General features: G+C 39.1%; 13 protein-coding genes and 2 pseudogenes. 10 read left to right on the top strand and 5 right to left on the bottom strand.

Annotation, left to right across the window (positions count from 1 at the left end; translation table 11 throughout):
- The first annotated feature begins 519 nt into the window (after positions 1-519).
- From CDG56_RS09060 to CDG56_RS09090, 7 genes are all read left to right on the top strand, one after another.
- On the top strand, positions 520-1,404 hold the full coding sequence (locus tag CDG56_RS09060) for a VacJ family lipoprotein (protein ID WP_087547668.1): 885 nt from the start codon (positions 520-522) through the stop codon (positions 1,402-1,404).
- Between the two features lie 131 nt (positions 1,405-1,535).
- Complete coding sequence (gene gigA / locus CDG56_RS09065) at positions 1,536-2,504, top strand: RsbU family protein phosphatase GigA (protein WP_034602948.1); 969 nt, start codon at positions 1,536-1,538, stop codon at positions 2,502-2,504.
- 102 nt (positions 2,505-2,606) lie between these two features.
- A complete protein-coding gene (gene gigB, locus CDG56_RS09070) occupies positions 2,607-3,128 on the top strand; it encodes an anti-anti-sigma factor GigB (RefSeq protein ID WP_004664261.1) in 522 nt (173 codons plus the stop codon).
- Positions 3,129-3,156: 28 nt separating this feature from the next.
- Positions 3,157-3,981, top strand: a complete 825-nt coding sequence (locus tag CDG56_RS09075; protein ID WP_087545639.1) for a carbon-nitrogen hydrolase family protein — start codon at positions 3,157-3,159, stop codon at positions 3,979-3,981.
- Between the two features lie 202 nt (positions 3,982-4,183).
- A complete protein-coding gene (locus tag CDG56_RS09080) occupies positions 4,184-4,537 on the top strand; it encodes a DUF4951 domain-containing protein (protein ID WP_087547669.1) in 354 nt (117 codons plus the stop codon).
- 80 nt (positions 4,538-4,617) lie between these two features.
- Positions 4,618-5,055, top strand: coding sequence for a MarR family winged helix-turn-helix transcriptional regulator (locus CDG56_RS09085; RefSeq protein WP_087547670.1), 438 nt, complete (start codon positions 4,618-4,620; stop codon positions 5,053-5,055).
- A gap of 88 nt (positions 5,056-5,143) precedes the next feature.
- Positions 5,144-5,578, top strand: a complete 435-nt coding sequence (locus CDG56_RS09090; protein ID WP_087547671.1) for an organic hydroperoxide resistance protein — start codon at positions 5,144-5,146, stop codon at positions 5,576-5,578.
- 65 nt (positions 5,579-5,643) lie between these two features.
- Here CDG56_RS09090 and gspE read toward each other — a convergent pair whose 3' ends face one another.
- A complete protein-coding gene (gene gspE / locus CDG56_RS09095; RefSeq protein WP_087547672.1) occupies positions 5,644-7,134 on the bottom strand; it encodes a type II secretion system ATPase GspE in 1,491 nt (496 codons plus the stop codon).
- 93 nt (positions 7,135-7,227) lie between these two features.
- On the opposite strand from gspE, the gene CDG56_RS09100 reads away from it, so the two are divergent.
- Positions 7,228-8,049 carry a hypothetical protein gene (locus tag CDG56_RS09100; protein WP_087547673.1) on the top strand — a complete coding sequence of 274 codons (822 nt, stop codon included), beginning with the start codon at positions 7,228-7,230 and terminating at the stop codon, positions 8,047-8,049.
- A gap of 9 nt (positions 8,050-8,058) precedes the next feature.
- The gene (locus CDG56_RS09105; protein ID WP_087547674.1) at positions 8,059-8,976 is read left to right on the top strand and encodes a mechanosensitive ion channel family protein; all 918 of its coding nucleotides are present in this window, start codon (positions 8,059-8,061) and stop codon (positions 8,974-8,976) included.
- Here CDG56_RS09105 and CDG56_RS09110 read toward each other — a convergent pair.
- Positions 8,977-11,265 (bottom strand): annotated as a pseudogene (locus tag CDG56_RS09110) (DUF2339 domain-containing protein); the annotation flags it as partial. It abuts the gene before it with no gap.
- A 209-nt stretch (positions 11,266-11,474) separates the two neighbouring features.
- Positions 11,475-11,853, bottom strand: a pseudogene (locus CDG56_RS17580) (DUF2339 domain-containing protein); the annotation flags it as partial.
- Between the two features lie 189 nt (positions 11,854-12,042).
- Here CDG56_RS17580 and polA point away from each other — a divergent pair.
- Entirely contained in the window at positions 12,043-14,808 is a 2,766-nt protein-coding gene (gene polA / locus CDG56_RS09115; protein ID WP_087547676.1) for a DNA polymerase I, read from the top strand.
- Between the two features lie 60 nt (positions 14,809-14,868).
- Here polA and CDG56_RS09120 read toward each other — a convergent pair whose 3' ends face one another.
- Together CDG56_RS09120 and proC are read right to left on the bottom strand one after the other, a co-directional pair.
- Positions 14,869-15,438 (bottom strand): YggT family protein, encoded by a 570-nt coding sequence (locus tag CDG56_RS09120; RefSeq protein WP_005164419.1) that lies wholly within the window; start codon positions 15,436-15,438, stop codon positions 14,869-14,871.
- Positions 15,439-15,454: 16 nt separating this feature from the next.
- Positions 15,455-16,294, bottom strand: coding sequence for a pyrroline-5-carboxylate reductase (gene proC / locus CDG56_RS09125; protein ID WP_087547677.1), 840 nt, complete (start codon positions 16,292-16,294; stop codon positions 15,455-15,457).

Below are 16,294 nucleotides of genomic sequence, written 5' to 3' on the forward strand. Positions count from 1 at the left end.
TTCTGACTAAAAATTCGCTCAAATAAACTTCGAGAAATTTCTACCATTCAATCAATGAAAATTATTTCGATCGATCAACCAGTAAAAATCCACACAAGTTGTTCTTCTATTCTCTTAATGATCTTCTCGATGATTCGTCATCATCAAGCTAGGTCGGCTATGTTACTCCAATCTAAATTAAAGTCAACAGGTAATTTCGATATTTTTAAAACTTACCAATCAACCCAAGAACCTAACCAATCTAGCCAAACCCTTGTTTATCAACAAGTTTTTATCTGCATCACCGCCGATGGATGTGCATTCTACACCATTCCTCTCCCAACACAACCCCCTTTCCTAATCTTTTTATTTAAGTGGACGTTTTTAAACCAAAATCACAATTTTTCTTATATTTTTCGACCGAATTTGTTTTAATAAGAAGAGAACAACTAAACTGTATACCTTATATCTATGTTTTGCGTCATGCAGCGCAATCATTCTAATGACTGTATTTCGCTCTAATGGCGACGAAGGACTTATATGCATTACTCAAATTACATCTTGCTTGGGCTGTTAACTGCTGGGGCATATTCACCTGTATTAGCACAAGAAGTTCAAAACGAGCCATCTATTCAAACAAGCTCTGTGGCAAATACCAATAATCAACAATCGACATCGACGATTCAGGCCATAAAAGATTTAAAACATATCACTAGAAATGATTTAAAGGTCAATGCAAACGCTGCCCAACCTGATGCTGTAAAAGATCCTTTACAACCATTAAATAGACAGATCTTTGCTTTAAATGATGCTTTGGATCGTAATTTATTAAAACCTGTTGCAATACAGTATGTAGCAAAAGTTCCAGAAGAAGTCCGTACTCCTTATCGCCAATTTAGGAAAAATCTAGGTGAACCTTGGAATGCAGTCAACCAATTAATCCAAGGACGACCAACTCGCGCTGCCAAGACATTAGGTCGTTTCACGATTAATACGCTTACAACACTAGGTTTTGCTGATCCTGCCCGTCGTTTAGGCTTAACCACTGAAGAGGAAAGTTTTGGCGTCACTTTAGGTTACTACGGTGTACCATCAGGTCCTTACGTGATGCTGCCATTTTTTGGTCCAAGCACATTCCGTGACGGCTTTGGTTTAGCAACAGATAGTTTTGGTCGCCCACAAAAATATTTCTTAGATGATCAAGAAGGTATTTATTGGTCTACTAATTTATTACAAGCAATTGATGCTCGCTCACAAATTTTGGATATTGAAGAAAGCTTAAAAGGCGATAAATATTCAATGATCCGTGATTTTTACTTACAACGTAAAGCCTTCCAAATCGCTGAAAAGCATGGAGATTCGGCAGATGTTTCATTTGTAAGTGACGAAGATGATAATAACGATCAATCAGGTGATGACAAGTAATTTCTTAGGAACTTTAAATGATAGACTTATGTATTAATTTAAAGTTTTAGCAATACTATGTTTTTCATCATATTTCATCTATGATGAATTAAAAAATGATCATACAAATACAAAAGGTCGGCTGCTTATCTATGTATTTTATTCAACCCACACGCTCAATATCTTATTTAGAACAAGCACTAAATGAGTTACCGAGTTTACAAATCATTCATATCGATGATTTAGATTTGTATGATCAAACAATAATTGCTATTGCCGATGTACAAGATTTTTTAAAATACCAATGGAAATTACCTACAATTGTTCTTGCTTTTGAACATGAAGGAACTGCATTAGCTCAAGCATGGGAAATGGGTGCGTTGGCAGGATGGATTTGGAGTGAATTACCCAAAAATCCTGTTCACTCATTGTTTAAAATCGATGCTCAATATAAACGTAATCAAGATAGTAGAGATTTACCTTCGGCCGCAGAACTACAAAAAAGATTATTACCAAACCCGATCGAATTACCAAACTATCAATTTGAATCATTTTTTCAGCCTTCAGCTTACCTGTCAGGAGATTGGTATGATTACTGGAGATTAAATGATGATGAAGTCTTGTTTTATTTAGCAGATGTTTCAGGCCATGGGGTAACAAGTAGTTTACTCACATCTTGGATGGCGGCATTTCATGGCCGATCAAAAACACCTAGTCAATTGATTCAAAAACTAAATGCAATGTTAGTACAAGAAAATATTGAAAAGCATATTACTATGGTGGCGGGAATATTAAACTTAGCAACTCATGAAGTATGTTGGTCTAGCGCTGGTCACTACCCTCCTCCAATTATTTTTGAGCCCAACCAACCACCACAAATCCTTACAACAAGTAGCTTTCCATTAGGTCTTACTGAAGAACTAGAAGTTGAAGAACATTGTTGTACGCTGAGCCGTAATGCTCGTTTTATATTATGTTCTGATGGTGCACTTGAACCATTTGATGGCGGTTTGAATGATCAATTTAATCAATTGGTCGAACATCTTCAGCATGACGCTTTCAAAGCACCAGATCATGTTGCTGACGATATTGCAATATTAAGCATATGTCGAATGAATTAACTCTAAAATCAATATTTTAATTAGATCACAGCATCCAACCACTTGTGTCTAGAATATCACTATGGGATAATTTTATATCCTTTCTCTGAAAATGGCATTTATATGTCAACAGGTCATGTTGAATATGCAAGTTTGAACGGAACGCATATTTTCAAGCTTATTGGCGAAGTGCGCGCTCACTCTTGTATAAGTTTAGACAAGTTACTCAACAAAATTGAACAGCAACAGAATGTTGTCGGTGCAATTGTTGATTTAACTGAAACTACATTTATTGACAGCACAGTCTTGGGTGTACTTGCAAAACTAGGTCTTAAGCTTAAACAAGTTCATCATATTCAAGCTGTTATGCTCTCGACAAATCCAGATATTACAACTTTAGCCAACAGTATGGGGCTAGGTCAGGTATTTGTGATTTTAAATTATTGCGGTGATCCAAACGTATGCACTTTAGAATTAACTGAAGAGCACGTTACACATAGTGCAATGCTCAACACTGTGTTAGATGCGCATAAAACACTAATGCGTTTAAATGAAAACAACCAAAATATGTTTGAGCCACTTGTAAAGCAATTGCAAAAAGAACAAGAGTGTTTATCTCTTGATTCACAAAAACAAAATGCATAATTGCTGAAAACTAAATTGTGATGCTTGTATGACCTTACTTTCTGTTGCACAAATGAACTCTCAAAATGACATTGAAGCAAATTTCATCGTCATTGAGTCATTGATCCAACAAAGTAAGGCTCAAGCTGCTGAGCTTATTGTTTTCCCAGAAAATTTTGTTTGTTTTGCAGCAGGGAAACAACGCGAGACAGCAGCACAATTCGAGAGCATCCAAAAACGATTGGAACAATTGGCTCATCGTTATCAAATCTGGATTATCGCAGGTACCCTCCCTTGCCCGTTTCGTCCTGATGGTTCAATCATTGATGATGGTCGTGTGCGTACTGTCAGTTTATGCATTAGCCCTGAAAGAACTGAAGCGCGTTATGACAAAATCCATTTATTTGACGTTCAGGTCAGTGATGCTGTCGGTGGTTATCAGGAATCAAGATTCTTTGAACCTGGTGATGAAGTTGTAGTTGCCAAAACACCTTTTGGCAATATCGGACTGATGGTGTGTTATGACCTGCGTTTTCCAGAACTCTCGTTGATGTTACGCACCAAAGGAGCAAATATCCTAACCGCTCCTGCCGCATTTACCTACACCACAGGCAAACTGCACTGGCAACTGCTGCTACAGGCACGTGCCATGGATAGCCAATGTTATGTGCTTGGTGCAGCTCAGCAAGGCTGGCATGGTGAACAGCGTCAAACTTGGGGGCATGCAGGAATTACAAATAGCCGAGGGCAACTATTAGAAATGATTACGGTTGAAGGACATGGTTTAATTACATCTTCATTTGACCGAGCAGAACAAAACGATATTCGACTAGCAATGCCATTGATGCAGCATCGCAAACTTATCAATTATTAAAAATAATCGTTTTATCTGAGCATACTTTTGTTCAATTTATCCTCATATGACATCACTTTGACTGTTATAGTCAATTTTCATAAATGTATGTTTTGTAGGATCATGATTTAATAGGCTTTATTTATCATGGTAGAACAAGATCAAATGGTCGTATTCTATACTTGATGTAATATCCTCAATTCATTCGTATTAAGTTTGATTTATGTTTAAAGTAATTTTCATTTTTTTATTTTTTATAGGGGCAATTGCACAACTTCATGCAGCAATCGTTGAAACCAATGCCAGTCCACAAAGTGTCTTATCTACACCGCAAAATTTATCATTAAATTCTTTTGGGCAATGGGTGATTGGTTGGGGAACGGGTTCTGAAGGTGCGAGACAAAGATTAGATAATATCCAGCGAGAAGACGTGCTTATTATCAAACAAAAAGGTGCAACTTTAGACATGATTGTTGCTTGGCAACAATATTATGAACAAGAAGCGCTTAATAACCCTAATAATCCAACAGCACGTTATAGGGTGCGTTTGATGAAAAAAATCACTGAGCTTTGGTAATGATTGATATGAAATCTACATAACTAATCATAAGCAGATCACGATATACTGATCACATGAATATACTGTTTGAGAAGCACATGGGTGATGAACATAAGCAATTACTATTAGATAATCAGCTTTGTTTTCTGATTTACTCAACCAACCTTGCCTTAAATCAAGTCTACCGTCAATTGCTCTCTCCTCTCGGATTAACTTACCCTCAATATCTGGTAATGTTAGTGCTTTGGGAAAGGGATCAACTCAGTGTGTCTGAGATCGGAGAAAGATTATTCTTAGAATCTTCCACACTCACTCCATTATTAAAAAAGCTTGAAGCCTCACAACTAATTTCACGTAGACGCTCAGTCGAAGATGAAAGACAGGTTATTATTTCCCTTACGCCACAAGGTCATACTTTAAAATTACAAGCAGTTGATATTCCATCCAAAATTTCAGAAGCAGCGGCCTGTTCAACCACATCACTTACAGAGCTTAAAGATCAGCTTGCGACATTACGTCACCATCTCACGCAATAGAAGCTAAGTTTACAAATCGATAACTTGCATTCCTAGATATATCGTGTACGATTTAATTGTACACAATATTTATTCAGGAATAAAAATCATGTCTTTAGAACAAGTCGTTTATCGTGCAAAAGCAAAAGCTACAGGTGGTCGTGATGGTCGTGCAACTTCATCAGACGGTGTCTTAGATGTTCAGTTAGGTGTGCCAAAAGAAATGGGCGGTGCTGGTGGTGAGGTGACCAATCCTGAACAGCTTTTTGCGGCGGGTTATTCAGCATGTTTCTTAGGTGCAATGAAATTTGTTGCAAATCGAGATAAATTCAAAATTACGAAAGATGCTTATGTTGAAGGTGAAGTGGGAATTGGTCCAATTCCAAATGGCTTTGGTATCGAAGTCACTTTAAATGTCTATCTGATGGGTATGGAACAAGCTGAAGCTGAACAATTGGTTGCTGCTGCACACATTGTTTGTCCATATTCAAATGCAACTCGTGGCAATATTGATGTGAATTTTAATATCATAACCACTGAATAATGATTTCAGATTTTACAAAGAAAAACAGCATGGTGATCCATGCTGTTTTTTTACTTATATCGTATTTACACTTCCGCTGCTTCATTCGTCACACGCAATACTTCTTCTAATGTGGTTTTTCCAGCTAACACTTTCAATAAACCATCATCACGAATCGAAGCAGCATGGCGACGCGCATGATTTTCTAATTCAAACTCAGCTGCATTACCATGAATCAAACGGCGCATCGAATCATCTACTGGCACAATTTCATAAATTGCAGTTCGTCCGCTAAAGCCAACATGTGAACATTTTTCACAACCATGCGGTTCAGGTAACTGCATATATTCATCAACTTTGAGATGTTGGAACAATTGTCGCTCAAAATCATCTGCTTTTCGCCAAGTCACACAATGTGGACACAAGGTTCGAACAAGACGTTGTGCAATAACACCTATCAAAGAACTTGCCAACAAGAATGGTTCAATGCCCATATCTTTTAAACGTGTTACCGCACCAATTGCTGTATTGGTATGCAGCGTAGATAACACCAAGTGCCCTGTTAAAGATGCTTGTACCGCAATTTCAGCAGTTTCAAGATCACGAATCTCACCGACCATTACCACATCTGGATCTTGGCGTAGCATCGCTTTTAATGCACGTGCAAAGGTCATATCAACTTTAGTATTGACCTGCGTTTGACCGATCCCTTCCAATTGATATTCAATCGGATCTTCGGCAGTCAAAATATTACGTGTATTATCATTAAGATCAGACAATGCAGCATATAAGGTTGTCGTTTTACCCGAACCTGTTGGGCCTGTAACTAAAATAATGCCATGTGGGCGATGTACCAATTGCGTTAAACGTTCATAGTCATTTTTCATTAAACCAAGATGAGTCATATTTAAACGCCCAGCTTGCTTGTCTAGTAAACGCATGACCACTCGTTCACCATGCGAAGAAGGTAAAGTCGATACACGCACATCGACCTCACGACCTGCCAAGCGCAGTGAAATACGACCATCCTGAGGAATACGCTTTTCTGCAATATCCAGTTTCGCCATGACTTTAATACGTGATACCAATAATGGCGCAAGTTCACGGCGTGGCTGTACAATTTCACGCAGTTGACCATCGACACGTAAACGTACCGAAAGTTTTTTCTCAAAGGCTTCAATATGAATATCAGATGCGCTGACACGAATCGCTTCAGACAATAGCGCATTAATTAAGCGAACAATTGGTGCATCATCCTCTTGATCCATCAAGTCTTCAGCTTCAGGCACTTGGTCTGCCAAACTTAATAAATCTGGATGATCTTCTAGACCCGCAGCCACTTGTTGTGACTCACCTGTATCCCCTGCATAGCTAGAACTGAGTAAGGCATGGAACTCTTGATCAGTACATAATTGATCGTGAGCCGATTTCCCCAAAATTCGACGTGCTTCCTGCAAAGCAATACGCGCGGTGTCCTTCCGTCGCACAATAAAAATTTGATCACCTTCATAACGTAATAAAACGCCATGTCTTTTGGCAAAACTATAAGGAATTTGTATTTGTTTAAGTATTTGCATTATACAAATAATGATAAAAAAGATGCTTGAGTGTACTCTAAGCAGGTTACAGCGTGAAGTCTGTTTAGCATACTCACACAGGAATTTTGCATCTTGTCTCAAAATAATCAATATCAAGCCCCACATGCCAACGAATTGAAATGGTGGGGTGAACAACAATTTGAAATTCAACAAGCCAAAGCTTGGCAATTTGGTTCATTATTATTTCGTCTAACACGTGGCATTAAGGAATGGCGTTTGGAATATCATCGTCCTCAATCTCAACATGATTACGAACAGCAATGGCAAGTTCTAAATGACACGATTTTTGCAATGCCACAACCTGCAAAAATCGAACGCTACATGTTTCATAACACACAGAGTACATTCCATTTAATGCCGCGTTTAGCAGATCGCTCTGTAGTGATTAAACCCGTTGATCCGATTTATATTCCTGCGGGACAACGTGGAACTTTATATATTAGTACCCCACTATGGATTGCAGGTTTAGTGGATGGACTCACTGAAGCTCTATTTGATATTCCTGTGATCCAACCGAAAGACACATGGTTCGGTAAAGATCCTCAAAATGGTGAAATTTGCTATGCCACTTCTGTAGATGGTCGTACTGATTTAAATCTGTTAAAACCGCGTGCTTTTCGCGCAGTCACTCCTATTGAATTTCACAATACTAGCCAACATCAATTACGTTTTGATCGTATGAATGTTCCTGTTCCTGCTCTTCCCCTTTTCTATAGTGAAAGTACAGGTCGTTTATGGACTTCACAAATCAAAGTCTATTATGAAGGTATGGATCATCCAGCACGTATTCGGATTGAGAATAGAACCCCAACTCAAGCGGGTGAAGTGATTTATGTACATCCTCCTCGTGCGCCTGGAAGTACATTATTCAATATGTTTGATTCATTCTTTTAAGAGGTTGCTATGCCTGATTCGAATATTCCAAAGGATGTTGCTAGCAGTCTCGCCAGTATTTTCACCAATATTAACTTCGAACGTTTAAGCGAAATCGTTGTTGCGATTATTTTAGCGTTTATTGGTTTTGTAATCGCAAGACTGGTATCGAATGCCTTTATTCGTACAATTGGAAATCGTTTTAATGCCCATCAACGCTTGCTATGGCGTAGAGGGATTTTTTATTTTATTTTCCTGTTATTTATTATGACCAGCTTGAGAGAGGCTGGATTTAAACTCAGCGTGTTCTTGGGTGCAGCAGGAATTCTGACCGTTGCTTTGGGTTTTGCATCACAAACATCGGCAACCAACTTGATCAGTGGTTTATTTTTGATCGGCGAAGGTTCATTTGAAGTTGGTGATACGATTCAGATTACCTTAATTCGCGGACAAACGATTGAAGGACAAGTCATTTCAATTGACCTCCTCTCAGTTAAATTGCTGACACTAGATAATGTGTATATTCGCCTACCAAACGAACAATTGATTCGAACACCCGTCATGAATTTGTCAAAATACCCAATACGGCGTATTCCAATTACATTGGCGATCAATTTCCATGAAGACATTATCAAAGTACGACAAGTACTTTTAGATGTTGCTGCTAAATACCCTTTGGTCATGGATGATCCGAAAGCAACCGTTACCGTAACAGCATTTAGGGAGTCATCGATTGAACTTCTCTTTGCGGTATGGTGTAGACAGGAAAATGCATTGAAAGTTCGCGATGAAATGCAAGAACGTGTACGCAATGGTTTCTTAGAAAATCAAATTGAGATTCCTGTACCTAAAATGGGCTTGATTGACCGACCTATCCCACTTGATGATGATGAGCTTGATCAATATACCCATCAGAAAGAACTTAAAAAAGAGCAGAAAGAGAGTTGATTAACCCTCTTTCTGATTTTCCTCAAGCGCAGGTGGTAGCGGTGCAAGATAGGCAATCACCAGCATGACCGCACCCGACCCAATAAATGAGATCACGCGTGTCAATGTACCACTTTGCGATAAGTCCAGCAGTAATAATTTAGCCACCACAATACCCAACAACCCAGCACCCACAAACCAGATTTGGCGAATATGACGGCGACTGGAAAAAGTCATCAGGATAAATGCCAGAATCACCCATAATAAAGTCAGGCTGAGTTGCACATCACCATTTGACCAAATGTCCAATCCCCACAATGGCGTACCCAGATAATGATGCATGGCACGCACCACCACGCTGCTCAACACCAATAAACCAATTAAAATGGTGGTAACTTTAAAGCCCCATTCTACGGATTGCTCAACGCTAAAATCGTGATGATAAATAATCCAGATCATCCCCATAAACATCAGCAAGGATAGAATATCCGTGAAGTTCAGCAACGGTAAAAAATAATATTGCTCAGCAGAATAGGCATCCAGACTGACCAACACTAGCCACAATAGGGTCAGGCACCAGACGGGAAGCTGATGCAGTAACTGTGTCCTATTCGTTTGAAATAACCAAATACCGTAGATGATAGGAGCGATGGCAAGTGCAAGGATTGGCATCATTGGGAAAATCGACAAACCAATGCTTGCCAAACTTAACCACAATAAGCTTGACCCTATAATAAGACTTTCCTTTGAAGTATTACTCTTCAAAGTGATTAACATTAGAGCCAATACAACCGAAGCAACCGCAAAGCTGACTTGATTTAACTTACTCGACCAATGCAACAGAACATAAACATTTTCTGCAAAACTTTCACCATAAAGCAGAAATAATAAACTCCCCAATAAGATCAGCTGTACATTGTCCCACTGTAATCTTGATGTAAAGCGAATGACTAGACTGAACGAAGCCAATAATAAAACTGCTATTGCTAAATATGGGCTCAGTCCATGTTGTTGCCACTGCATCAATTCAACGCCTGCAATCGCTCCTGCATACATCCCCAATCCTAAAAAAATTCCACTGAGCATTCGAGCACTAAAGTATTTTTCAACTTGTTGATAATTTAATAAATAGTAAGCTGAAATAAACTGAGCGATTGCATAGATGACTGTACTGAGTATCGGAAAGTGGTCATATGACCAAACTTGGAAAATGAGTGCTACTGAACTTAACAGCACCAATACAACACCCACATAACGACTTAAACGATAACGTTCAGTTACTCCCCAGACAATTAATGCTGTACCTTGAATCACCCAACCCGTTGAAGTCCAATGTGCCCCTTTAGCCAATGGAAAAATTAATGCCGTAAAAACCACTGCAAGAATAAAGAAACTTTTTGCCAAGATAGACAATTTTGGATGCCGACGTTTAATCCATAGATGTAATGCGATATACACAATGGCTAATGCAACAGCTCCCCAAGTTAATGCTTGAGTCGAGTTATGCATTAAATATGCATGCAAGGAAAAACCAAGTACAGGAACACTAAAAATAAGCCCAACATCTAAGATAGGCTGTAGACGTTGACGACTTTGAGGAATTGTCTGATCGATGCTTGTATCTTGAGTTTGTGTCCGTAACATTAGTTGGCTATAGCGAATGCTTAACCAAATAAATAAAGCAATATGCAGCCATAAGATCATATCTAAGGTGTCAAACTGATATGTTTTTGCATAGATTCCAATCGTTGCGCCACCGATAAACATCGTGGCAAAAAATGCGATTTGATGCAAAATTTTCCACGGCTGAATAAAATTAACCGCAGCAACAGCTAAATTAATTAAAAAATAATAGCCAAATAAGAAAATCACATCAGGATGATTTTGTGGAATCACCAGTGGTGCAAGATATGCCATGCTCAAAGCTAACATCGCTAAATACAAGGCTTGCTGTTTTAAACTGAGATAGACCGTCTCTAATAATAGAATTACAAATAAAATACTCGCTGTGCTTAAGCTAGCAATCACGGCGAAGTGATGCGAGAAAATCAAGGTCAAAAAAACGACTGCTAAACCCACGCCTTGTAAAGCTACAGCAAATAATTGGTTTTTCTTTTGTAGTAAATAACCTGCAATAGTCGTGATAACACCAGCAATAGCAATAAAACTCAGTTTTACCCCCAAGCTTAATTGCCAATGCTCGCTAGCAAAGCGTAACAGTAACACCACGCCAACCATTAATATTGCAACTGCAACGCGTAAAATCGGATTGCCATGCATCATCCAATCAAGTGCAGGTTGCCACCATGATACTGTTTGAGTTTTTGCTTGATGCTCAAAATCAACAGGTGACTGACTATTTTGATTTGGTATCGTCTGATCATCAGCTTTCATCCACGCAGGATGTTGTTCAAAAACTGGTGTCTGAGTTTCTGTCTTCTTGGCTTCATCAAGATACCGTTCAATATTTTGGGCGTTGATCTTTTGCTGAGCTAAAGCCTCTATGTCAGTCTCTACATTTGCATATTGTTCCAAATGAGTCAGTCGCGTTTGAAATGCACTGATGGTTTGGATTAAACATAGCATGAATACCAATAATGCACCGCCAGCTAACCACATCCACGTATTGGCGTAAGCAAAAAGTGCCACGAGTGCAGCAGCATAAATAATAATTTTTTGCCCATTTATATTCGCTGATTGTGCAAAAAAACTTGGCGCGGCCTGCTCTAGCTGGCGTAAGCGCTGATGAATTTCTGAAATAACGTGCACAATAACAACAGTTAATCCAATTGTTGCAGCAACAATCGCTCTATGCCATTGAAATGCAATTGCGCAAGCAAGCAGCACCGTCAAAGCAACTAAAACGATAATAATTCCCTGTTTATTTTTTTTATACATAGACTTAGATCAATTATGACAGCTTCATTTAAGTTATCTTACTTGATCAGTTGATAAGCAGCCATTTTTACATACAAAATACTGCAATTATTTAATGCGACACAGTTTGCCACTGCTCTACAAGACAACAAGGACAGCCACTACTTTTTCACGTAAAATGGCATTTAGTTCATAATAAGGATTTGCATAATGCCACCTTTTGTCTTGGTTGACGGGTCTTATTTTTTATTTCGTGCTTTTCACGCTTTACCGCCATTAACAACCTCTACAGGTTTACACACCAACGCAATCCGTGGCGCAATTTCAGCAATTCAAAAGTTAATGCGTCGTACTCAGCCTACTCATATGGCTGTGATTTTTGATACACCAGAACCAACTTTTCGCCATAAATTATCACCTATTTATAAAGGTGATCGCCCAAGCATGCCAGAGGAACTGTCACAACAGATTCCGTATTTGCATGCCTTAATCAAGGCACAGGGTATTCCACTGTACAGCCTGCCAGGTGCGGAAGCCGATGATATTATTGGCACACTCACTAAACGTGCATTGGCTGAAGGTCACCATGTCTTGATCTCAACAGGTGACAAAGACATGGCACAATTGGTTAATGAACACGTTAAACTCGAAGATAGTTTTAAAGAACGTGTGTTAGATGAAGCTGGGGTACTAGAAAAATTTGGGGTACATCCACATCAAATTATTGATTATCTCACCCTGATGGGAGATGCTTCTGACGGTATTATGGGAGTGCCAGGTGTCGGCGCAAAAACTGCCGCAAAACTACTGACTGAATATGGTTCATTAAATAATATTATTGCCAATGTTGATCAACTGAAAGGCAAAATCAGCCAAAATATTAAAGACAATTTAGAGAATATTAAGATTGACCATCAACTGGCCAGTATTGTCTGTGATCTAGATTTAGCTTTAGATTGGCATGATTTAAAACTAAGCAATCCAAATGTAGATCAATTACGTGACCTCTATACAGAACTAGAATTCCGTAACCAATTACAATCTTTAGACCATCCCAACAATCCAAATAATTCGGCTTACCAACAAACATCTCAAAGTATTGTCAAAGCCGAACAGAAAGTTGAGCAAGTGATCACTGAGGATCATGCCAACCTTTCTAGTCAAGATGATCAACTCGGAACTGCAACCTATCACACGGTATTAACCCAAGATGCTTGGGATGCTTTATTTCAACGTATGCAGCATGCTGATCATTTTGCAATTGATACTGAAACTACTCATCTAGATTATCGTGTTGCTGAGTTAGTCGGCTTCTCAATCGCATTCGATGCTCATGATGCTTACTATATACCTGTTGCACATGACTATGAAGGTGCACCTGTTCAACTCAACCGTGAAACATTATTAGCTCAAATCAAGCCAATTTTAGAAAATGAGCAAATCAAAAAAATTGGTCATCACTTAAAATATGATGCGCATATTTTTGCTAATCACGGTATCACGATTCAAGGCTGGTATTTCGATACTATGCTTGCCTCGTATGTACTCAATGCAGCGGCAACCCGTCATGGGATGGATGATGTAGCTCGTGTTTATCTCAGCCATTTGACCACCACTTTTGAACAAATCGCAGGTAAAGGCGTAAAGCAAAAAACCTTTAATCAGATTGAATTAGAAATAGCGGCACATTATGCCGCTGAAGATGCACATGTCACTTATCGTCTTTATGAAGTATTAAAAGCAAAACTTCAAAGCCATCCTGAACTTGTTCATATTCTACATAACATTGAAATGCCTGTAGCACGTGTGCTTACAGGTATGGAAGAAGATGGAATTAAACTGGATCATCAATTTTTGGATCAACTCAGTGTTGAGTTCTCTGAAACGATTCAAACTTTAGAAAACCAAGCAACTGAATTAGCAGGTGAAGCCTTTAATATCGCATCACCTAAACAAGTGGGTGAAGTCCTATTTGATAAGCTTGGACTGAAAGGTGGTAAGAAAACTGCCACGGGTCAATACAGCACCAGTGAAAGTATTTTAGAGAAAATCGAACACCCCTTAGCTGAAGTTATTTTAGAACATCGTGGATTAGCAAAACTCAAAAATACCTATACTGATCGCTTGATCGAGCAATCACATGATGCAACGCATCGTGTACATACCAGTTATCACCAAGCACTCACAGCAACTGGGCGTTTATCTTCCACTGATCCAAATTTGCAAAATATTCCAATTCGTACACCAATTGGTCGTCAGATTCGTAAAGCCTTTATTGCACCTGAAGGTCGTGTATTACTCGCAGCCGATTATTCGCAAATTGAGCTACGCTTAATGGCACATTTTTCGCAAGATGATGCGTTAGTGCATGCTTTCCAACAAGGTCAAGATGTACACCGTCGTACAGCATCAGAAGTCTTGGGAATTGCGATTGAAGATGTCACTCATGATCAACGTCGACAAGCTAAAGCCGTTAACTTTGGTCTACTCTATGGCATGTCTGAGTTTGGGCTTACTCGTCAACTGGGCTTTACACGCGAAGAATCTCGTAGCTATATTGCACGTTATTTCCAACGCTATCCGGGCGTACTCGACTATATGGAACGTACCCGTCAGATTGCACGTGAACAAGGCTTTGTTGAAACCATTTTAGGTCGTCGTCTGTATACACCAGACATTATGGCAACCAATAAAATGATTAAGCAGGCAGCCGAACGTGCAGCAATCAATGCACCATTGCAAGGAAGTGCTGCTGATATCATTAAACTTGCCATGATTGCAGTTGATAAAGTCCTACCAAAAGATCAGGCTAAGCTGTTATTACAAGTTCACGATGAATTGGTATTTGAAGCAGATGTCGCTATTGCAGATGAACTTTCAAAACAAATTGCTGAGGTGATGCAGTCTGTATTAGAAATTTCAGTGCCATTTGTGGTTGAAGTTGGACAAGGTCTTAACTGGGATGCTGCTCACTAAAATAATGTAAATAAAAAAGGGACCGTATCAACTACAGTCCCTTTTTTATTTTGAAGCAGATTAAAGTCCTGTTAAAAGAACTTTAGCCGCTTCATTCATTAAGATTTCAGCAATATATAAAGCTAAGAAAGCCAAAATTGGAGATAGGTCAATCATCCCCATATTCGGTAACAGACGACGAAATGGTGCAAGTAAAGGTTCTGCAAGCTCTTGAATCACTTCAATATAAGGTGATCGTGACTGCGTAAACATTACCACCCAACTCAAAATGATGGTTGCAAAAATCAAATAACGACAGAAACGAATTAAATCTTGGATCATTGTCACAAATGTCGTGATCACAAGATACACCGCACTATGTGGCATTTGTCCTGACAAATACATCAACCCAAAAATTTTCAGTAAGTACAATACCACCAACAAAGCAACTGCGGCTAAATTGACACGCCCTTTGCCTAGAGTAGGAAAAATACGGCTAAAAACATCCACAATCTTGGTCGCTTTCACGGTTGAAAGAACCACAGGATTGTATGGACTGACTGCCGCTAATTGCATTAAAAAACGGAAAAAGATCAATAAAATTGCAACATTGATCAAAACACCAAAAATTAGCGCAGAACTTGCACCCATAATTGTCTTATCCTACTTAAACCGATTTAGTCTTGTCACTCAACTCTTGTGCAAGCTCTTGGCTACGCTTCTGAGCTGCTGCAAGCGCTGCTTGAATATTTTGTGAAATCTGCGCACGATCAAACACTTCTAAAGCTGCTTGCGTTGTACCATTTGGAGAAGTCACATTTTTACGTAATTCTGTTGGAGAATTTGAGCTAGTAATCGCCATTTGTGCCGCACCCAATGCTGTTTGCAGGGTCAATGCCGTCGCGACTTTCTCATCTAAGCCCAAGTTTTTACCTGCACGAATCATACTTTCCATCAAGTAAAAGAAATAGGCTGGACCAGAACCAGAAACTGCTGTTACTGCATCAATTTGCGCTTCATTGTCTACCCAAATGGTTAAACCTGTCGCAGCCAAAATTTGACTGGTTAATTCACGATCTTGAGCATTTACTGCTTCAGATGCATAAATACCATGTGCACCCGTTTGTACCAATGCTGGCGTGTTCGGCATGACACGAACAATACGCTGACTACCGCCAATTAAATCTGAAATCGTTTGAATTTCAGCACCCGCAATAATTGAGATCACGAGTTTATCTGACAATAAACCTTTTAATGGTTGTAATACCGTTGCCAAAACTTGTGGTTTGACCGCTAATACCACAACGTCCGCATTTTTAATTGCGTCCGCATTGTCTGTTGTGGTTTGAATATTTTTTTCTTCTAAGATGTGACGAATTTGTTCAACTGGATCAGAAACGGTAATGCGGGTCGTCGGTAAACCACGAGAAAGTAGCCCACCAATCAAGGCTTGCGCCATGTTACCACCACCAATAAAACAAATATTTTGATTCAATGTTGTCGCCAT

Origin of the sequence: Acinetobacter sp. WCHA39 (assembly GCF_002165385.1) — a bacterium.
Lineage (GTDB): Bacteria > Pseudomonadota > Gammaproteobacteria > Pseudomonadales > Moraxellaceae > Acinetobacter.

Coding starts and splice junctions, on each gene's coding strand:
- gspE (WP_087547672.1), bottom strand. CDS start 7,134: ATGCAAATACTTAAACAAATACAAATTCCTTATAGTTTTGCCAAAAGA.
- CDG56_RS09075 (WP_087545639.1), top strand. CDS start 3,157: ATGACCTTACTTTCTGTTGCACAAATGAACTCTCAAAATGACATTGAA.
- gigB (WP_004664261.1), top strand. CDS start 2,607: ATGTCAACAGGTCATGTTGAATATGCAAGTTTGAACGGAACGCATATT.
- CDG56_RS09090 (WP_087547671.1), top strand. CDS start 5,144: ATGTCTTTAGAACAAGTCGTTTATCGTGCAAAAGCAAAAGCTACAGGT.
- CDG56_RS09085 (WP_087547670.1), top strand. CDS start 4,618: ATGGGTGATGAACATAAGCAATTACTATTAGATAATCAGCTTTGTTTT.
- proC (WP_087547677.1), bottom strand. CDS start 16,294: ATGGCGACAACATTGAATCAAAATATTTGTTTTATTGGTGGTGGTAAC.
- CDG56_RS09105 (WP_087547674.1), top strand. CDS start 8,059: ATGCCTGATTCGAATATTCCAAAGGATGTTGCTAGCAGTCTCGCCAGT.
- gigA (WP_034602948.1), top strand. CDS start 1,536: ATGTATTTTATTCAACCCACACGCTCAATATCTTATTTAGAACAAGCA.
- polA (WP_087547676.1), top strand. CDS start 12,043: ATGCCACCTTTTGTCTTGGTTGACGGGTCTTATTTTTTATTTCGTGCT.
- CDG56_RS09120 (WP_005164419.1), bottom strand. CDS start 15,438: ATGGGTGCAAGTTCTGCGCTAATTTTTGGTGTTTTGATCAATGTTGCA.
- CDG56_RS09060 (WP_087547668.1), top strand. CDS start 520: ATGCATTACTCAAATTACATCTTGCTTGGGCTGTTAACTGCTGGGGCA.
- CDG56_RS09080 (WP_087547669.1), top strand. CDS start 4,184: ATGTTTAAAGTAATTTTCATTTTTTTATTTTTTATAGGGGCAATTGCA.